The 18,112-nt window shown below is 69.7% G+C and carries 17 protein-coding genes and 1 tRNA gene; 11 read left to right on the top strand and 7 right to left on the bottom strand.

The window, feature by feature from the left end:
- Nucleotides 1-56: 56 nt before the first annotated feature.
- The 5 genes from EDD27_RS44320 (at nucleotide 57) to EDD27_RS44300 (ending at nucleotide 4,186) form a co-directional block, all read left to right on the top strand.
- Nucleotides 57-1,865 (top strand): MDR family MFS transporter, encoded by a 1,809-nt coding sequence (locus tag EDD27_RS44320; protein ID WP_127938158.1) that lies wholly within the window; start codon nucleotides 57-59, stop codon nucleotides 1,863-1,865.
- Nucleotides 1,862-2,281, top strand: coding sequence for a hypothetical protein (locus tag EDD27_RS44315; RefSeq protein ID WP_127938156.1), 420 nt, complete (start codon nucleotides 1,862-1,864; stop codon nucleotides 2,279-2,281). The genes EDD27_RS44320 and EDD27_RS44315 overlap by 4 nt, the downstream gene beginning before the upstream one ends.
- Entirely contained in the window at nucleotides 2,278-2,514 is a 237-nt protein-coding gene (locus tag EDD27_RS44310; RefSeq protein WP_127938154.1) for a hypothetical protein, read from the top strand. The genes EDD27_RS44315 and EDD27_RS44310 overlap by 4 nt, the downstream gene beginning before the upstream one ends.
- 103 nt (nucleotides 2,515-2,617) lie before the next feature.
- Complete coding sequence (locus EDD27_RS44305; RefSeq protein WP_127938152.1) at nucleotides 2,618-3,325, top strand: M15 family metallopeptidase; 708 nt, start codon at nucleotides 2,618-2,620, stop codon at nucleotides 3,323-3,325.
- A gap of 99 nt (nucleotides 3,326-3,424) precedes the next feature.
- On the top strand, nucleotides 3,425-4,186 hold the full coding sequence (locus EDD27_RS44300; protein WP_241564576.1) for an NUDIX hydrolase: 762 nt from the start codon (nucleotides 3,425-3,427) through the stop codon (nucleotides 4,184-4,186).
- A 3-nt stretch (nucleotides 4,187-4,189) separates the two neighbouring features.
- On the opposite strand, the gene EDD27_RS44295 is transcribed toward EDD27_RS44300, so the two are convergent.
- Nucleotides 4,190-4,516 carry an STAS domain-containing protein gene (locus EDD27_RS44295; protein WP_164904062.1) on the bottom strand — a complete coding sequence of 109 codons (327 nt, stop codon included), beginning with the start codon at nucleotides 4,514-4,516 and terminating at the stop codon, nucleotides 4,190-4,192.
- Nucleotides 4,517-4,567: 51 nt separating this feature from the next.
- Between EDD27_RS44295 and EDD27_RS44290 the strand changes: the two genes are divergently transcribed.
- Nucleotides 4,568-4,654 (top strand) — tRNA-Ser (locus EDD27_RS44290).
- A gap of 95 nt (nucleotides 4,655-4,749) precedes the next feature.
- On the opposite strand, the gene EDD27_RS57390 is transcribed toward EDD27_RS44290, so the two are convergent.
- Nucleotides 4,750-6,591: a MinD/ParA family ATP-binding protein gene (locus tag EDD27_RS57390; RefSeq protein WP_241564575.1), complete on the bottom strand. Its 1,842-nt coding sequence runs from the start codon at nucleotides 6,589-6,591 to the stop codon at nucleotides 4,750-4,752.
- A gap of 114 nt (nucleotides 6,592-6,705) precedes the next feature.
- Here EDD27_RS57390 and EDD27_RS44280 point away from each other — a divergent pair, with 114 nt between their 5' ends.
- Together EDD27_RS44280 and EDD27_RS44275 are read left to right on the top strand one after the other, a co-directional pair.
- Nucleotides 6,706-7,662: an NAD(P)H-quinone oxidoreductase gene (locus tag EDD27_RS44280; RefSeq protein ID WP_127938146.1), complete on the top strand. Its 957-nt coding sequence runs from the start codon at nucleotides 6,706-6,708 to the stop codon at nucleotides 7,660-7,662.
- Nucleotides 7,663-7,667: 5 nt separating this feature from the next.
- Entirely contained in the window at nucleotides 7,668-8,186 is a 519-nt protein-coding gene (locus EDD27_RS44275) for a bacterial proteasome activator family protein (RefSeq protein ID WP_127938145.1), read from the top strand.
- Nucleotides 8,187-8,228: 42 nt separating this feature from the next.
- On the opposite strand, the gene EDD27_RS44270 is transcribed toward EDD27_RS44275, so the two are convergent.
- Nucleotides 8,229-8,999, bottom strand: coding sequence for an HAD family hydrolase (locus EDD27_RS44270; protein WP_338324694.1), 771 nt, complete (start codon nucleotides 8,997-8,999; stop codon nucleotides 8,229-8,231).
- Between the two features lie 250 nt (nucleotides 9,000-9,249).
- Between EDD27_RS44270 and EDD27_RS44265 the strand changes: the two genes are divergently transcribed.
- Nucleotides 9,250-9,453 carry a cold-shock protein gene (locus EDD27_RS44265; protein ID WP_127938141.1) on the top strand — a complete coding sequence of 68 codons (204 nt, stop codon included), beginning with the start codon at nucleotides 9,250-9,252 and terminating at the stop codon, nucleotides 9,451-9,453.
- 165 nt (nucleotides 9,454-9,618) lie between these two features.
- Nucleotides 9,619-10,983, top strand: a complete 1,365-nt coding sequence (locus EDD27_RS44260; RefSeq protein WP_127938139.1) for a hypothetical protein — start codon at nucleotides 9,619-9,621, stop codon at nucleotides 10,981-10,983.
- Between the two features lie 273 nt (nucleotides 10,984-11,256).
- Here the strand turns inward: EDD27_RS44260 and serS are convergent, their stop codons facing one another.
- The 4 genes from serS to EDD27_RS44240 form a co-directional block, all read right to left on the bottom strand.
- Complete coding sequence (gene serS / locus EDD27_RS44255; protein ID WP_127938137.1) at nucleotides 11,257-12,519, bottom strand: serine--tRNA ligase; 1,263 nt, start codon at nucleotides 12,517-12,519, stop codon at nucleotides 11,257-11,259.
- A 221-nt stretch (nucleotides 12,520-12,740) separates the two neighbouring features.
- Entirely contained in the window at nucleotides 12,741-13,661 is a 921-nt protein-coding gene (pheA, locus tag EDD27_RS44250) for a prephenate dehydratase (protein ID WP_127938135.1), read from the bottom strand.
- 117 nt (nucleotides 13,662-13,778) lie between these two features.
- The gene (locus EDD27_RS44245; RefSeq protein WP_241564574.1) at nucleotides 13,779-14,198 is read right to left on the bottom strand and encodes a DUF4446 family protein; all 420 of its coding nucleotides are present in this window, start codon (nucleotides 14,196-14,198) and stop codon (nucleotides 13,779-13,781) included.
- 22 nt (nucleotides 14,199-14,220) lie between these two features.
- Nucleotides 14,221-15,432 carry a glycosyltransferase 87 family protein gene (locus tag EDD27_RS44240; protein WP_241564573.1) on the bottom strand — a complete coding sequence of 404 codons (1,212 nt, stop codon included), beginning with the start codon at nucleotides 15,430-15,432 and terminating at the stop codon, nucleotides 14,221-14,223.
- 99 nt (nucleotides 15,433-15,531) lie between these two features.
- On the opposite strand from EDD27_RS44240, the gene EDD27_RS59055 reads away from it, so the two are divergent.
- Nucleotides 15,532-18,009 (top strand): V-type ATP synthase subunit I domain-containing protein, encoded by a 2,478-nt coding sequence (locus EDD27_RS59055; protein WP_277750798.1) that lies wholly within the window; start codon nucleotides 15,532-15,534, stop codon nucleotides 18,007-18,009.
- The last annotated feature ends 103 nt before the right edge of the window (nucleotides 18,010-18,112 follow it).

Raw genomic sequence — 18,112 nt, 5'->3', positions numbered from 1 at the left:
TAGTAAACAGGCGTATACTCAAGCCGGATAAATATGCATGAAGGGGATGTGGTGTCGTGGTAGCCCAGGCGCGGACCGTCTCCCCCACGAAGCGGGCGTACACCCACCGCGAGATCCTCGAGGTCATGTCCGGGCTGATGCTCGCGATGCTCACATCGATGATCTCGACCTCGGTTGTGGGCACGGCTCTGCCGACGATCGTGGGGGAGCTCGGCGGTCAGGACCAATACTCATGGGTCGCATCCGCCACCATGCTGACGATGACGGTGTCCACGCCGTTGTGGGGAAAGCTGTCCGACCTCTTCGGGCGCAAGCTGCTCTTCCAGTCGGCGCTGGCGTTGTTCGTCGCCTCCTCGATGGTGGCCGGCCTGTCGCAGGACATGGGGCAGCTGATCGCGGCGCGGGCCGTGCAAGGCCTGGGTGTGGGCGGTTTGTCGGCACTCTCCCAGGTGATCCTGGGGGACATCGTCTCGCCCCGGGAGCGGGGCCGGTACTCCGGCTACATGGGCGCCGTCTTCGGGATCTCCACGGTCGCGGGGCCGCTGCTCGGCGGGTTCATCGTGGACACCGAATGGCTCGGCTGGCGTTGGTGCTTCTACGTCGTGGTGCCGTTCGCGCTGGTGGCGTTCCTGGTGATCCAGAAGGTGCTGCGGCTGCCCAAGGTCAAGCGGAGCACCTCGATCGACATCTGGGGCGCGACGACGATCACGGCCAGCGCGAGCGGGCTCATGCTGCTGCTGACGCTCGGCGGCACGGAGTTCGAGTGGAACTCGGGCTGGACGTACTTCCTGGCCGCGATCAGCCTGCTCATGCTGGCACTGGCGGTGCTGGCCGAGCGGACGGCGGGCAACCCGATCCTGCCGCCGCGGCTGTTCCGCAACCGTACGTTCGTGCTGACCAGTGTGGCCTCGATGTTCGTCGGCATGGCGCTGTTCGGCGCGATGATCTACCTGCCGCAGTACCTGCAGATCGTCAAGGGCCTCAGCCCGGCCAAGTCGGGTCTGATGACGCTGCCCATGGTGGGAGCGCTCTTCGTGTCCGGCGTGGTCTCCGGCAAGATCGTAACCAAGACCGGCAAGTGGAAGATCTTCCCGGTGGCCGGCTTGTTCATCGTGGCCGTCGGGCTCTTCCTGCTCTCCCGGCTGCACGTGGACTCCAGCGAGTGGCTCATCGGCTTCGACGTGGGCGTTCTCGGCGTCGGCCTGGGCTTGTCCATGCAGATGCTCATCCTGGCCGCCCAGAACGGCGCCGACCTGCGCGACATGGCCTCCACCACGTCGGGCGTGTCGTTCTTCCGCTCCCTGGGCGGCGCCGTCGGCGTGGCCGCGTTCGGCGCGATCCTGACCACCCGGCTCAAGGACGAGATGGCCCAGATGCTCAGCGCGGCGGGCATTTCGGTGCCCGGCGGCCCGGACATCCAGCTCGGCAGCCCCGCCGCCATCCAGCAGCTACCAGGGCCGATCAAGCACATCGTGCTGGAGTCGTTCACTCTCGGCCTGGAGACCGTGTTCCTGGTGGGCGTGCCCATCGCGCTGCTCGGCTTCGTCGCCACGATCTTCCTCAAGGAGCTCCCGCTACGCGGCCCCGCGCCGGCGCCCGCGGCCCCCAAGCCACCCAGCAAGGACGACCTGGTCCTGGCCGGGCTGCTGCTGGAGCTCGTGGCCCAGCGCGTCGAGCGGGCCGGCGGTGAGCCGTCCGCGCTGCTCACCGCGGTCGCCAGGATGGCCCCGCCGGACGACGACCGCTCCGAGCTCGAGCGTGCCAGGGCGGTGGCGCGCACCGTGCTGCGGCCGACCTCGCGTGCCTTGATCGCGCAGGCCGCACCCCCGCAGAAAGACCTCGTCTCTGGAGGAATCCCCCAATGATTCGCAAGTTCGTGGGCGCCGTCGCGGCGTTCCTGGCGGTGCCGGCCGGGCTGTGGTTGATGATCGCGCCCTTCGCCCTCGGCACCCAGCCGGAGAACGCCGACTGGACCGGCCCGACCTTGTCGGAGTTCTTCACCGGGCTCGGTGTGGCGGTCGTGGGGCTCGTGGGCGTGATCTGCTTCGCCTTGGCCCTGCGTGAGGAGCTGGTGGCGCGGGGCCTGGTGGTGGTGCGCCCGCGGGTGACCGAGCCGGAGCCCGAGCCCGAGCCTGTGCCGAGCGGGCCCCAGGCGTCGTCCGCCGAGCTGGCGGTCCTGCTCGCCCCGCTCGTCGAGGCACTGCGTGAGGACTTGGACAACACGGGTGAGCACCGCAGGAACGGCAAGGCTCCCCTGGTCGGAATGGAGGACAACCGATGAAGGCCAAGCTGGGCGTCGCCGCCCTGGTGCTGCTGTTCCTCGGCGGCCTGTGGCTGATCGCCGCTCCGTTCGCGGTCGGCTACCAGCCGAGGGGCGCCGCGTACGTCGCCGCCACCGTCAACGACCTGTGGCTCGGCGGCGCGCTCGCCGCGCTCTCGTTCGTGTCCCTCGTGATCTACGCGGCCGACGCCCTGCGGGAGCTGGCGCGGCGCGGTGCGCACGCCGACGACTGACCGCTGCGTTCAGCATTCGCGAAGGGGCTCGCCGTACTGCGCTGATAGCTCCCTGACCTGGTGAGACGTCGCATATGGTGGATGGATGAAACGTGCTGCAGCCATGGCGTTCGTGGCGCTCGCGTCCGTTTCGTGCGGCGCAGCCGAGCCGACCGCGTCGGTCGCTCCTGAGCCCACGGCGTCCACTCCCGCATACGAAACACCCGGCTCGCCGACGGCCACGCCGACCAAGCCGGCCTCGCCGCCCGCGTTCACCGCCAAGGTGTCCGGCATCTCGCGCGACCGCCTGCCGTACTCGTGGCGGCCCGGGTGTCCCGTCCACTACCGGGACCTGCGGCTGGTGACCCTGTCCTACTGGGGGTTCGACAACAAGCCGCACACGGGCGAGCTGGTCGTGCGTAAGACGGTGACCGACGACATCGTGACGGTCTTCAAGAAGCTGTACGGGTGGCGCTGGCCGGTCTACCAGATGAAGCTGGTGGACGCGTACAAGGCCGACGACTTCGCTTCGATCGAGGCGAACAACACCTCCGCCTTCAACTGCCGCAGGGCGACCGGTTCCAGCAATTGGTCCAATCACGCCTACGGGGAAGCGATAGACATCAATCCTCAGCAAAACCCATATGTCACCGCAAGTGGCAGCACAGCACACAAAAATGCCGAAAAATACACCGAACGCCCAATGAGGGGTAAAGGTGTGATTAACCCCGGCGACAAGGTGGTCAAGGCCTTCGCCCAGGTGGGCTGGGAGTGGGGCGGCTACTGGTCAGGCGCCAAGGACTATCAGCACTTCTCCAAGGGCGGCGGCTGAGACAATCACACCATGGCGGCTAAGGACGGCGACGGTTGGACCGAGTGCTCCCAAGGCCACAGGCATTGGGGAGTGCATGGGGCTTCGGGGTTGCTCGTCGTGCACCATGACGACCGCGGTGTGCCGTACGTGCTCATGCAGAAACGTTCCTGGTGGAGCCACCACGGCGGCACGTGGGGGCTGCCCGGCGGGGCTCGGGACAGCCACGAGGACGCCGTCACCAGCGCATTGCGCGAGGCTCGCGAGGAGGCGGCGCTCGGCGGCGAAGGGCTGCGGGTGCAGGGTGTCTACCTCGACGATCACGGCGGGTGGACGTTCGAGACGGTGATCGCCGCCTCGGCCGAGCTGCTGGCCGCGGCCCCGGCCAACCGCGAGAGCACCGAACTCCGCTGGGTGGCGCTGGACGAGGTGCCGGGCCGGAAGCTGCATCCGGGCTTCGCGGCGACGTGGGGCGAGATCCAGGGCGCGCTCAGGCCGGACACGATCGTGCTGGACGTGGCCAACATCGTGGGCGCGCGGGCCGAGCACGGCTGGTGGCGCGACCGGGCGGGAGCGGCGACGCGGCTGCTGGAGGACGTGGCCGGGCTCAGGCTGGAGCATCCTGTGCTGGCGCAGTGGTATCCCAGGGTGGTCGCGGTCGTGGAGGGAGCGGCCAAGCACGTGCCCCCGGTTCCCGGGATCGAGGTGGTCATGGCCGCCGGCAGCGGAGACGACGCGATCGTGGAAGTGGTGCGCAAGGCACGGCCGTGGGAGCGGGTCGTCGTGGTCACGGCGGATCGGGGACTACGGGAGCGGGTCAGCGAGCTCGGAGCGGAGGTCGTGGGCCCCCGGTGGCTGCTGTCCCAGCTGGGCGACCGGTAACGCTCACAGGTCGACCGAGGCCACGCTGTCGAAGGCGGCCTTGAGGCCGGTCACCTCCAGCACCCGTTGCAGCACGCCGTGCACGCCGACCAGCCGTAAGCAGCCTGCCTGCGCGGCCACCCTGCGCTGGTGCTCGACGAGCACCCACAGGCCGCTCGAGTCGCAGAACTCCAGCCGCCCGGCATCCACGACGATCTCCACCCGGCCGTCCGCGAACAGCTTCAGCAGGCGTTCCTTGAGCAACGGCGCGGTCAGCTTGTCGAGATCTCCGATCAAGCGCACGAGCGTGCCCGAGCCGGCACGCGACACCTCGACGTCGAGATCCGCCACCTCCTGAACGTACACCCCCGCCACCGCAGCCGCTATCGTGGTTTGCGCACAGGAGGGTTCGCATAGTGGACGAGTGCAGCCGCCTTGAAAGCGGCCAGGTCAGCGATGGCCTCATGGGTTCGAATCCCATACCCTCCGCTCTCAAGCGTGGCCCACAAGAAACCTGCTCGTTGGACTGCCGCTCCATCGCCGTGCCTGGTGGAGGCCCGTAGCGGCAGTCCACTTGGCAGATCTTATTGGGCTGCGAACCCGTCGCCCACGGAGGCGGCAAGCTGGAGGTAGGCGTCTCTGGTCGACTCCTGCAGCCGGTCCAGGTCGATCTCCGCGCCCTCCTCCAGGTGCGGGTCGTACGGGACCCGGATCACGGCGCGGCACCTGGCGGCGAAGTGCGCCTCCAGCTTTTTGATGTCGACCGCCGACTTCGACCGGGGCCGGACGCTGCACAACACCACGGTCGCGTTCTTCACGAGGTCGGCGTAGTGGTGGGCCTCCAGCCAGTCGAGCGTGGCCGAGGCCGCTCTGGCGCCGTCCACCGACGGGGAGCTGACCAGCACGATCTGGTCGGCCAGTCCGAGCACTCCGCCCATGGCGGAGTGGAGCAGGCCGGTGCCGCAGTCGGTGATGCAGATCGAGTAGAAGTTCTCCAGCACCTGGGAGACGGCCTGATAGTCGCCCCCGCTGAACGCCTCGGAGACCGACGGGTCGCGATCGGAGGCCAGCACCTCCAGCCGCGAGGGCGCCTGCGAGGTGAACGCCCTGATGTCGACGTACCGCTTGACCTGGTCGCGCTCGTTGAGCAGGTCACGCACGGTGGCCGAGGTCTCCAGGACCAGCTTGTCGGAGAGCGTGCCGCGGTCGGGGTTGGCGTCCACGGCGATGACGCGGTCGCCGCGCATCTGGGCCAGCGTGGCGCCCAGGCCGACCGTGGTCGTGGTCTTGCCCACGCCGCCCTTCAGGCTCAGCACGGCCACCCGGTGGTGTCCTGTCGTCACCGGAGTACGGGCACGGGCGATGAGGTCGCGGCGGCGGCGCACCTCCGGCGGCTCGCCCGGCTTGATCCAGCCACCGGACGCCTTGTAGACCATGCGGCGCCAGCCCTTGGAGGGGGCGTTACGCCGTCCGCGTAGCAGGGACTCCGGGTCGAGGCTCTCGGCGGTCGGCCGGCCGGTGACCGGAGGCCTGGGCGGGGCGGTGAACACCGGGACCGGCGCCGGGCGGCGGCGCGGCTGAGGAGGCGGCGTGGGGATCTCGCGCTCCGCGGGCCGCCATTCCTGCTGCTCGGTCCATTGAGGGCGCTCCTGCTGCGGAGACGGCGGCTCGGGACGCCGCTCTATCGGCTCATGACGCCGCTCTATCGGCTCCGAGTGCCGCTCCACCGGCTCGGCTCGCTGCTGGACCGGCTCGGCGTGCTGGGGAGGCTCGTCCTTGGGGAGCGAAACCGTCCACTGCGGGCGCTCGTTCCTGGGGAGGGTGTCCCCCGGTTCGTCGTCCACCTCCGGAGAGCGGGGCTGCTCAGCCTCGAGCGGCTCGAGCTGGGACGGCTGCCTTTCGTCCGGACGCGACCAGTCGGCAGTCGGCCACGAGGTGTCCACGGTCTCCTCGTCCTGCTCGGACGTGACGGGCTCGACGGGCTCAACCGGCGGCGTGAACGACAACCTGAACGTGTCGGTGTCATCCGGGCGCGGCAGCGGCTTGAGCGGGGCGTGGAAAGGATCGTCCGCACTCGGGCCGGGCGCGCTCTGGCCCGGCGCGCTCGGGCCGGGCGCGCTCTTGGGCTCCTCCCCGATGGTCGCCTTGCCGAGCCACTCCCCTGCCTCGCTCTCAGCCTCGGGGAGCTCATCGGCCGCCGCGGGGCCGTACACCGAGTCGACGGCGGCCCTGAACAGCGGCGGTGTCGGCGTCTCGTGCTGCGTCGGGACGAGCAGCCACGGGTCCTTGGGGTACGGGGAGGCGACGGGCTCGTCGGCAGAAGCAGTCGAGGCGCTGACCGCGACCGGAGCTTCTTCCGTCTCCTTGATCGCGTCCAGCCAGGCGAGCTGTTCCTCGAGCGATTCTTCTCGATCGTGTCTTGCCACCGTGTTCCCCCTCGGGTGGGTCTAAAGGGGCAGCAAATACCTTGCAGGGTAACGCCACGGGTTACCGCGCAGCCCGGCAACCCACAACTTCTTTGCCCGACTACCGTGGTTCGCATGCGAGCCATTGAGATCACCGAGCCCGGTGGGCCGGAGGTGCTGGCGTGGCACGAGGTGCCGGAGCCACGCGTCGAGCGCGGAGACGTGCTCATCGACGTGGCGGCCTCAGCGGTGAACCGCGCCGACGTCCTGCAACGCAACGGATTCTACGATCCTCCGCCCGGCACGCCCCCGTATCCGGGGCTCGAGGTCTCCGGAGTGGTGGCCGAGGTGGGCGCGGACGTCGAGCAGTTCAAGGTCGGGGACGAGGTGTGCGCGCTGCTCGCCGGCGGCGGTTACGCCGAGCGCGTAGCCGTGCCCTGGCAGCAGGTGCTGCCGGTGCCGGACGGCGTGCCGCTGAAGGTCGCCGCGGGGCTGCCGGAGGCGGCGTGCACCGTCTGGTCCAACGTGTTCATGGTCGGGCGGCTGCGCCGCGGCGAGACGCTGCTGGTGCACGGCGGTGCCAGCGGGGTGGGGACGTTCGCCGTGCAGCTGGCCAAGGCGCTCGGCTCGCACGTGGTCGCGACCGTCGGCACGGCGGAGAAGGCCGAGCAGGTCAGGCGGCTGGGCGCCGACGAGGTCGTCAACTACCGCGAGGAGGACTTCGCCGAAAAGGTCAAGGCCGACGTGATCCTCGACATCATGGGCGCCAGGTATCTCGCGGGCAACGTCCGGGCGCTGCTCACCGGCGGCCGGCTGGTGATCATCGGGATGCAGGGCGGGCGCAAGGCCGAGCTCGACATCGGCGCCCTGCTCGCCAAGCGCGCCGCCGTCCACGGCACCACGCTGCGCGCGCGGCCGGTGGAGGAGAAGGGCGTCATCGTAAGGAGCGTCGTGGACAACGTCTGGCCGCTGGTCGCGGCCGGCGCGGTGCGTCCGGTGGTATACGCCGAAGTTCCCATGTCCGAGGCAGCCGAAGCACACCGTATGTTGGATTCCGGACAGCACGTCGGCAAGATCCTGCTAGTACGGTGAGTCATATGAATGCTGAGGACAACAACACCCCCCACATAGTGGTGGTGGGCCCCGACTTCCAAGGTCAGGGCGATAGCGGCGAAGAGGACCGCTCGGTCACGCAGCTGGTCGAGCAGCCCGCCAAGGTGATGCGTATCGGCAGCATGATCAGGCAGCTCCTGGAGGAGGTCCGCGCGGCTCCCCTCGACGAGGCCAGCCGCAAGCGGCTGAAGGAGATCCACGCGTCCTCCATCAAGGAGCTCGAGGACGGCCTGGCGCCGGAGCTGGTCGACGAGCTGGAGCGGCTGTCGCTCCCGTTCACCGACGACAACGGCACGCCGCCGAGCGAGGCCGAGTTGCGCATCGCGCACGCCCAGTTGGTCGGCTGGCTCGAAGGGTTGTTCCACGGCATCCAGACCACGCTGTTCGCGCAGCAGATGGCCGCCCGTGCCCAGTTGGAGCAGATGCGCAGGGCGCTCCCCGGCGTGCCGCACACGGACGAGCAGGGGCATCGGCCGCCCGGCGGCTCGGGCCCCTACCTGTAGAGCCTCGGGGGCCCGGCCCTTCAGATTCGGGGGCCCGGCCCTTCAGAACAGCGTCTCCAGGACTTGCGCGACCCCGTCGTCGTCGTTGGCGGCGGTCACATGATCGACCGCCGCGAGCACGTCGGGGTGCGCGTTCGCGACCGCGTACGACGTGCCTGCCCAGCTCAGCATGGGCAGGTCGTTCGGCATGTCACCGAACGCGATGACCTGCGACGACTTGATCTCGTGCTGCGCGGCGAACGCCGCCAGGGCCGTCGCCTTCGTCACGCCCTGCGCGCTCATCTCGATCAGGCCCCTGACGCTGGAGTGCGTGGCGGTCACCAGGTGGCCGACCAACTCCTGAACGACCGCCTGCAGCTCGTCCGGGCCCATGTGCGGGTGCATGGCCAGCAACTTGGCGCAAGGCTGGGACGTCACCGAATCGACACACACCGCTCCTGCGCTCTTGCGGTCTAGACCGCCGAGGAGGAAATCGGACTCATGCGCAAAACCGGCTTCATACTCGACCGAAAATACGAGATCGGACACGTTCGCTCTTAGCTGAGCGACGACTTCCTCGAGTACGTCGACCGTGATGAGGTGAGATTCCACTATCCGTTCGGTATGCAGGTCGTAGATCAGTGCCCCATTCGCACAGATTGCGAGCCCGCGGTGACGTACCGCATTCGCCACCCCGGCCATCCACCGGGGCGGCCGACCCGTCACGAAAACCAGCACAGCGCCCGCTTCCTCGACCTTCGCGAAGGCCGCGACCGTGCGAGGAGAGACGGTTCCGTCCGGACGCAACGCGGTGCCGTCGAGGTCGGTGGCCACTAGCCGGGGCGTGCGAAGGCTCTGCATAACAGGTTCCAGTTTGCCCCGTGATGCCGCGTGACAGAAATCTTCCATGGGACGGGAACACCAACGCGCCAGAATGGTGTTAGATGTGATGGCGTTGTATTAGCTGATCCCGTAGTGAAAACCAGCATGACTTTGTCTGAGCCACCCCGGGTGCTTGCTGTACGACACACCGGGACCCACGAGGTGTGGGTCCCATAGATTCACATCCTGAGGGAGAGCTTTTATGGCTCAGGGAACCGTCAAGTGGTTCAACGCCGAGAAGGGCTTCGGCTTCATCGCCCCGGACGGCGGTGCGCCGGACGTGTTCGTGCACTTCTCCGAGATCGTCGGCAGTGGCTACCGCAGCCTTGAAGACGGGCAGCGGGTCGAGTTCGAGATCACGCAGGGCCAGAAGGGGCCGCAGGCCTCACAGGTTCGCGCCGTCTGACCTGTAGTCGGCAAGCAAGACCGGGGTTCGCTTCCAGCGGGCCTCGGTCTTTTGCTTGTGTCGGATTGGTCACGGGTGGGACCAGCCCCCAACCGGCGTCCCGTCGCCACCGTCCACACCTATATGAGGTACGCGTGGTTGTGTCATCCCGTGACCGTTGCCGGGGTGATCATGCTCTTGGTCAACGACCACCTGCTCAAGCAGGCCTGGCCCGGATTCGTGACGGGCAAGCTCAGCGACGTGGCCGGGCTCGTCGTGGCGCCCGCCCTGCTGGCCCTGCTTCTCTGGCGGCGGGCCGATCTGGCCGCCACCGTGCTGACGGGAGTGCTGTTCGCGCTCGTGAAAACGACGGAGACGGGCGCTGAGGCCGCCTCCCAGGCCTGGACCTTCCTGGCGGGCCCATCGCGCGTCCTGGCCGATCCCACGGACCTTCTCGCCCTTCCGGCGCTCGCGCTGGCCTGGTGGGTACGCCGGCGCAGCCTCACCGCGGGTTCCTCCCCGCGCTGGCGGATCATCGTGGCGATGCCGCTGGCCGTGCTGGCGGTCACGGCCAGCGGCGCCGCTCCCGGCCCGTCCGCGGCCGCCGCGGTCGAGGTGAAGAACGACCGGATCCTCGTGTACACCGACGATTTCACCATCTGGGAGTCCGAGGACCATGGGGCCACCTGGTCGTCGAGCAGCGTCCCCTTCGACGACATCCCCCCAGACGTCCGCAGCCGGCTCCAGGAGGTCCAGACGCCTCAGGCCGCCGCGTGTGTGCACTACCAGGCGACGCGCTGCTACCAGGTGGTGCCGGGCCAGATGGCCGTGGAGCAGTCCGACGACGGCGGCAAGACCTGGCGAACCTCGTGGTCCCTGGCCGACGGCGACGAGCGGGAGCGCCTCGTCAGGCGGTACGACGACGCGTCCGGGCTGCGCTCGATGGGGCTTGCCGTACAGGCCTGGCGCGGCGGGCACATCGTGGTCGTCGCGAACGGCCTGGACGGCATCGTGGTCCGCGACGAGTCGGGCACCTGGCAGCGCCTCGGCTGGCCGGGCCAGGACGCGGAGAGCCCGTCGGTAGACCTCTTTCCCGAGATCAACGTGGCGATCTTCCTGGCCGCGTGCTTGTTGTTCGGCGCCGCAGGGGCCGGGCTGCGCCGATACCACCGCCTCTATCTGGGCTTCGCGGCGGCCGCCTGCCTGAGTTACCTGGCGGTGGTGAACGTGCCGGACCTCCCCAGCGATCTGGATGCGGTGGTGCGGATCCTCGGCGTGATCACAATCCCGGTGGGCTTCGTGGTGTGCATCGCGCTGCTGATCGCAGGGCGGGCTCGGCCGGCGCCCGTGGCCGTCGGTCTGCTGGGCGCGCCGCTGGTCTACCTGAGCGTCTACACGCCCTTCCACGGGTGGGCGGCGGGCACGCCCGGGCCCTACTGGGCGGCCGTCGTGCTGGCCGTGCTGCTGACCGGGCTGGTGCTGATGACCGCCCTGGCCCTTATCAGGAAGGACGCCCGCCAGGCGAGCTCGCCGGCGGACGGTCCTCCCTGAGCGACGTGAGCCCTACTTGGCCGGCCTGGGCGACGTGCGCCCTACTCGGCCGGCCTGGGCGACGTGCGCCCTACTCGGCCGGCCTGGGCGACGTGCGCCCTACTCGGCCGGCCTGGGCGACGTGCGCCCTACTCGGCCGGCCTGGGCGACGTGCGCCCTACTCGGCCGGCCTGGGCGACGTGCGCCCTACTCGGCCGGCCTGGGCGACGTGCGCCCTACTCGGCCGGCCTGGGCGACGTGCGCCCTACTCGGCCGGCCTGGGCGACGTGCGCCCTACTTGGCCGGAGTGAGCACGTCGAGGCCCACGTAAGGACGCAGCGCCTCGGGAACCACCACGGAGCCGTCGGCCTGCTGGTGGTTCTCGAGGATCGCCACGATCCAGCGGGTCGTGGCGAGCGTGCCGTTGAGCGTGGCCAGGTGGCGCGGCTTGCCGTCCTTGTCGCGGTAACGAGCCCCGAGCCTGCGAGCCTGGAACTCGGTGCAGTTGGAGGTCGAGGTCAGCTCCCGGTAGCGGCCCTGGGTGGGGATCCAGGCCTCGCAGTCGAACTTGCGGGCGGCCGACATGCCGAGGTCACCCGCCGCCGTGTCGATGATCCGGTAGGGCACCTCGATCTTGGCCAGCATCTCCTTCTCCCAGGCGAGCAGGCGCTGGTGCTCCTCGTGGGCGTCCTCCGGCCGCACGTACGAGAACATCTCGACCTTGTCGAACTGGTGGACCCGGATGATGCCCCTGGTGTCCTTGCCGTACGAGCCCGCCTCGCGGCGGAAGCACGACGACCAGCCCGCGTAACGCAGCGGCAGCTCGCCCGCGTCGATGATCTCCTGGGCGTGGTAGCCGGCCAGCGAGACCTCCGAGGTGCCGACCAGGTAGAGGTCGTCCTCCGGCAGCCGGTAGATCTCCTTGTCGTGGGCCACGTGGAAACCCGTGCCCTGCATGGTCTCCGGCTTGACGAGCACCGGCGTGATCATCGGCGTGAACCCGGCCTCGATCGCCTGCTGCATGGCCATGTTGAGCAGGCCGAGCTGCAGGCGCGCACCCACGCCCTTGAGGAAGAAGAACCGCGAGCCGGAAACCTTGGCGCCCCGCTCCATGTCGATGGCGCCGAGCGCCTCGCCGAGCTCCAGGTGGTCCTTGGGCTCGAAGTCGAACTCCCGCGGCTTGCCGACCGTCTCCAGCACCACGTAGTCGTCCTCGCCACCGGGCGGCGCGCCCTCCTCGACGATGTTGGGCACCGCCTGGACGAGCTCGTCGAGCTCGGACCCGAGCTTCTCCGCCTCCGCCTCGGCCGCCTTGACCTGGCTCGCGAGATCCTTGGCGCGCTGGAGCAGCGCCGCCTTCTCCTCGCCCTGTGCCTTGGAGACCGACTTGCCCATGCTCTTCTGCTCTGCGCGCAGAGACTCGAACGAGGTCAGCGCGGCGCGGCGGCGCTCGTCGAGGTCGAGCAGCGTGTCGACGACGGAGTCGTCCTCACCGCGGGCACGCTGCGACGCCCGTAGCCGGTCGGGATCCTCACGAACAGTACGCAGGTCAATCACAAGGAAAAGGCTACCGGCGCCCGGCTGCGCCTCGCCCCCGGATTACCTCTGCCCGCCATGACGGTCCCACGACCTGCCGCTCCTCTGCCCGACGCGGTCGTGCCTGCCGCGCCATCCGCCGCCTCGCACTCTCCGATCGCTTAAGGGGAACCGGGCGAGCCCGCAGTGGCCGGACCTGGCCACGCAGGCGTCCACTCAGAGGCGAGGGGTCGCTGGGACGCTCAGACCTGCCCGGCGCGGATGCGTGCGAGCCACTCGCCTGCCTCGGCGAACTCGGCGTCGGCCGTGCCCCGCTTGATCTGCGGCGCGATGCCGTCGGCCCGCGGGTAGCTGCCCAGGAAGCGCACCTCGCCGCAAATGCGGTGCAGCCCCGAGATCGCCTCGCCGACCCGGGCATCGGCCACGTGTCCCTCGAAGTCGAAGTGGAAGAAGTAACGCCCGATGCCGTCGCCGGTGGGCCGCGACTCGATGCGCGTCAGGTTGACCCCGCGCACGGAGAACTCGGTCAGCATCTCCAGCAGCGCGCCGGGGTGGTCGTCGGCCAGGAAAACGACGAGCGTGGTGCGGTCGGAGCCGGTCGGCTCGGGCAACCGTCCCGGACGGCTCACCCTGACGAACCTCGTCACGGTGTCCGACCTGTCGCCGATGTCGGTGGCCAGCTCGACCAGCCCATAGTGCTCGCCGGCGATGCGGGCGGCGATGGCGGCGTCGTACGGGGAGCCCGGCAGCGACACCTCCTGCGCCGCGGCCGCCGTCGAAGGCGCGGCCACCACGACCGCGTCGGGCAGCTCGCGGGCGAGGAAGGCGCGGCACTGGGTGATGGCCGCAGGATGCGTGTAGACCCGCTTGATGTGCGGGATCTCGGTGTCGGGCCGGGCCAGCAGCGAGAACTGCACGGGCAGCAGCAGCTCGGCCGTGATCAGCAACGGCTCGCCCCAGGCGAACTCGTCGAGCGTCGTGGTGATCGCGCCCTCGATCGAGTTTTCCAGCGGGACCACGGCCCCGTCGGCCTCGCCCGCGCGGGCGGCGTTGAGCGCGGCACTGACCGTGGCGCAGGGCAGCCGCTCGGCGGTGGGGTCGAGGAGCCGCAGGGCCTCTTCGGTGAAAGTCCCTTCCGGTCCGAGATAGGCGAGTCTGGGCATGCATCTAGAGTATCCGCAGGTCGACAGGCGCGCGCGCCCTATCGCCCACGGCCGGCACCCTCCCGCGCCCTGGCTCGGGCACAGGTGAAGCCTTGCGGCGGGCGTCCGTCCCGGCTGTCAGAGGGGGCCTGACGCCCGGGACGGGATCAACGGGCCGAGCCCCAGCCGGGCCGCGCGCACCGCCTCTTCCTCCTCCGGCGACAGCGGCTGCTGCCCCTTCCCGCCCACCACCGGCCGCACGTATGTGCGCGTCTCGCTCCGGCCGTTGATCGAGGTCAGGACGATCCCGTCACCCAGCCCATTGATCATCGCTATGGAGAACGACAGCCGCCCCGTCATCTCGGAGAGCGCGTCGTACCGGCAGACGGCCACGTCTCTGATGGCCTTGAGATCGCCTCTGCCCTCGCTGGTCTGTCTGGCCAGCATCCGCTGGCAGTCCTCCACGGCGGCTCTGGCCTGCCGGAGCGCCAGATGACCGATCACGACGCCGCTGACCCCGGCGACCACGCCCACGATGACCCATGCGGTAACGAGCACGGCACAGAGGGTAATGCTTTGGTCAAGCGATCTCGCGCCGTTTCGGCAACCAGGACACCAACATCCACACCAGAGCCAACGCCCCAAGCCCGAACCCATTCTGGACGATCTTCCCCAGCACGAGGCTCACCACCGGTATTTCGGCGGCCTTCAGCGAAACCCCCCACCAGGGAATCGGCACCACGTAGTACAACCACACCCCCGCCGCCACCCGCAGCCTGACCGGATCCCGCCCGTCGCCGACGATCGCACCGAGCACCACGACCACCCAGGCCAGGTGGTGGATCCAGGCGACGGGCGAGAGCAGCACGGCCATCAGGCCGACGAGCGCGACCGCCGTGAGCTGGTCACCCGCCCGGTACGCGTCGCGGGCGCCGCGGAAGCCGTACCAGCCGACCACCGCCACGATCCCGAGCCACATCGCGGTCGTCACCAGCTCCGGCATGTAGAGGCGGATCAGCATGCCGCGGATCGACTGGTTGGTGGTGGCCGCGTTCGAGCCGAGGCGTTCGGGATCGAGCAGCGCCGAGAACCAGAAGTCGGACGCGTCCTGCGGGATCACCGCGAACGGCAACAACGTGAGCACGCCCGCCACGAACGACGCCATGAAGAACGTGCGCCACTGCTTGGTGATCAGCAGATAGATCAGGAAGACGCCGGGTGTCAGCTTCACCGCCGTGGCCAGCCCGATCAAGAACCCCCGAGGCCACCACGGCCGCCTCGCCACGCAGTCGGCCAGGCACAGCGCGACGAGCATGATGTCCACCTGCCCGAACCGCACCTGGTCCCTGATCGGCATCAGGTACGTTCCGGCGATCATCAGCGCCGCGAACGCCCACGGCACGTACTTCCGCACCACCGGTCCGTTCAGCGCCTCCCTGAACGACAACCACACCGTGACGGCCAGCGCCACGAAGATCCCGGCCGTCCACACCCATTGGGCCGTCTCCCAGGACATCTTCGCCAGCACCGCGGCCAGCATCGCGGCGATGGGCGGGTACGTGAACGGCAGCAGCTGCGGCGCGGGCGTGAAGTAGTCGTAGACCCGTCGCCCCTCGAGCAGCATCTGCCCGCCGGTGCGGTAAACGTCCAGGTCGACCAGCCGTTGATCGTCCGGGTTGGTGAGCCACGTGTACACCAGCGGCGCCACGGCCGCCATGACGACGAGCGCCGCGACCGCCCACGCCCACGCCCACCACTGCCGCCGGATCACCCGCACCTCGCCATCTGTCACGAGGTGGCACGTTACCCGGAGCCCGCGGTTCGCGCGTGGGTGAGCATAAGCTCTGGGATCAGCCTTACACCCGCTCAGTCTTGAGGAACGGTTCCGTCCATGCCGAACGACGCCATGCCAAACCCGACCAGCGGCTGGTATGGAGCACGCCACGAACGGCGCTCACAAGGAGGTCACGGCTCCCGCTTCCGCTGGTTCGTCGCGGTGCTCCTGCTCGGCATGATGATCGCGGGACCTCTTGGCCCGGCAAGCGCTGCGGCATGGGCGGCTGCGGTCAAGGGACGTGTGGCGCTCATCGGTGTGCCGGGGCTCGAATGGAGCGATCTCGACCAAGCGCGCACGCCGAACCTGTGGCGCCTGGTCGGCCAGGGCGCCTCGGCCTCACTCTCGACCCGGGCCGTGCCGCCGCCCGACCGTGGCATCACCTGCCCCATCGCCGGCTGGCTGACGGTCTCCGCCGGTCAGCGGGCCGGTACGACGGGCAAAGGCTGCCCTTCACCCGCCGCTCCCCAGCCGGCGGGCACGGGCGCGAGCATCCCCAACTGGCAGGCGTTGACCGCGTACCAGGCCGAAACCGGCTTCGACGCGCGGCTCGGAACCCTGGGGCAGCTGGTCGCGGACGGGGGCGGCAAGGTCGCTGCCATCGGGCCGGGGGCGGCGATCGCGGGGGCGGACAGGTCTGGAAATATCGCCAAATACGCCCCTAGCCTCGATGCCCTTGGCGACCCTGCCCCGTACAACCTGATCGTGCTCGAAGCCGCCGAGCTCGCGGACGCCTGGGCCGACCGGCCCCTCGACGAGTACGGAGTCCCCACCCCGCTGCCCGCCGCGACCCGCCAGGCCGCCGTGGCCGCCGCCGACCAGCAGGTCGGCGCCCTCGTCGGCAAGCTGCCGCCCGGCACGACGATCCTGGTGGCCGGTCTTTCGGACGTGACCCCGAACGCGCATCTGCACGTGGCGATCGCCGCAGGGCCGTCCCCGAGCGGGGAGCCGTACCCGCACGGCCACCTCACTGCCAGGTCCACCCGTCAGGACGCCCTGGTCACGATCACCGACCTCACCGCCACCGCCATCCAGCTCCTGGGCCTGACCGCCCCCCGCGAAGTGGTGGGCCGCCCCTGGCAACCGGGCGGTGCGGCACCCGCCACCCCGGCGGGCACGGTGACGGAACTGGCGGACGGAGACCTGGCCAGCCAGGTCCTCCGCGAGGTCCGGGGCCCGTTCTTCACCGTCCTGGTGACGGTCCAGCTCCTCTTCTACGCCTGGGCCGCCCTCGCCCTCCGCCGCCGCCACACCCCCACCCACCCAGGTCCCAGCGCTTCCGCCACCACCACCTCGGAAGCCACCACGTCAGACGCCTCCATGTCCGGCGCCTCCACGTCGGACGCCGTTGCATCGGAGGGCTCAATCTCGGAGCCCAACTCGGGCACCATCGCCTCCGGTGCCTCCGCTTCCGGGAGGACCACCTCCGCCGCCGCCGACCCGCTCGCGAGCACCTCCAGGCTGCTCCGCGCCGTCCAGGTCGTGGCAGTCGTCAGCGGGGCCATCGCCGTCTCCACGTTCCTGGCGCAGTTGGTGCCCTGGTGGGCACTGCCGGTGCCGATGCTGTCCGTCATCGTGACGATCCTGGCCATCGCCGGGTTGATCACCGCCGTCGCCTTCGGCGGCCCCTGGCGGGCTCACGTGCTCGGCCCGCTCACCGCCGTAGCGGGGATCACCTCGCTTGCCCTCCTCCTGGACGTCATGACGGGCTCGAGACTCCAGGTGAACGCCGTGACCGGCTACGAGCCCGTGACCGGCGGGCGGTTCTACGGCTTCAGCAACATCGCCTTCGCCGTCTACGCCACGGGCACCATCCTGGGGTTGGCCGGAGTGGCGCAATGGTTGCTGCGCAGGGGCGTGTCCAGGCTCGTCGTGGTAGGGGCGTGCACGTTGTACGGGGGTTTCGCGGTGTTCGCGGATGGGTGGCCGTCGTGGGGCGCGGACTTCGGCGGGGTGCCGGCGTTCGTGACCGGACTGGCCGTCTTCCTCATCCTGCTCTCGGGCCGCCGCGTGTCGGTGCTGCGCCTCTTGCTGGTCGGCCTGGCGGGGGGCGTGCTGGTCGGCACTCTGTCCGTGGTCGACTGGCTGCGACCCGAGACGGAGCGGACCCACCTGGGCACGTTCGTGCAGCAGGTGATCGATGGTCAGGCCTGGACCGTCGTCGGACGCAAGTTCAGCGCCATGATCGGCGTGACGGTGGGAAACTGGTCGCTGACCCTCCTCACGGTGGTCGCGCTCGCGTTCCTGTTCTTCGTCCTCGCCCGGCCCTCGCGTTGGGGTGCGCCGGCGCTCGGCCAGGCGTACGCGCTGGCCCCGACGCTCAGGGCAGGCCTGTTCGGCGCCTTGACGTGTGCCTTCGTCGGCTTCCTGATAAACGACTCGGGCATCGCCATCCCGGCTATGGCACTGACGGTGGCGGTCCCCCTGACGCTGGCCGCGTGCGTTCGCGCCCTGCAGCTCTCCACGCCCACACCGCCAGGGCCACGGTCAGGGCGAGCAGCACCCACCCGATCTGAGGCCGGACCACCGTCCTGAGCCACTCCAGATCGGCGGGCTGCGCCTCGACCCGGGCAGGCAGGTAGGCGAGGGACAGGGCCAACAGGTGGGCGACCATGAACCCGTCCACCGCCGACGCCGT

Source organism: Nonomuraea polychroma, assembly GCF_004011505.1.
GTDB classification, from domain to species: Bacteria; Actinomycetota; Actinomycetes; order Streptosporangiales; family Streptosporangiaceae; genus Nonomuraea; species Nonomuraea polychroma.
The sequence above is the reverse complement of the archived record's forward strand: the minus strand, read 5'-3'. Positions and strand labels throughout refer to the sequence as shown.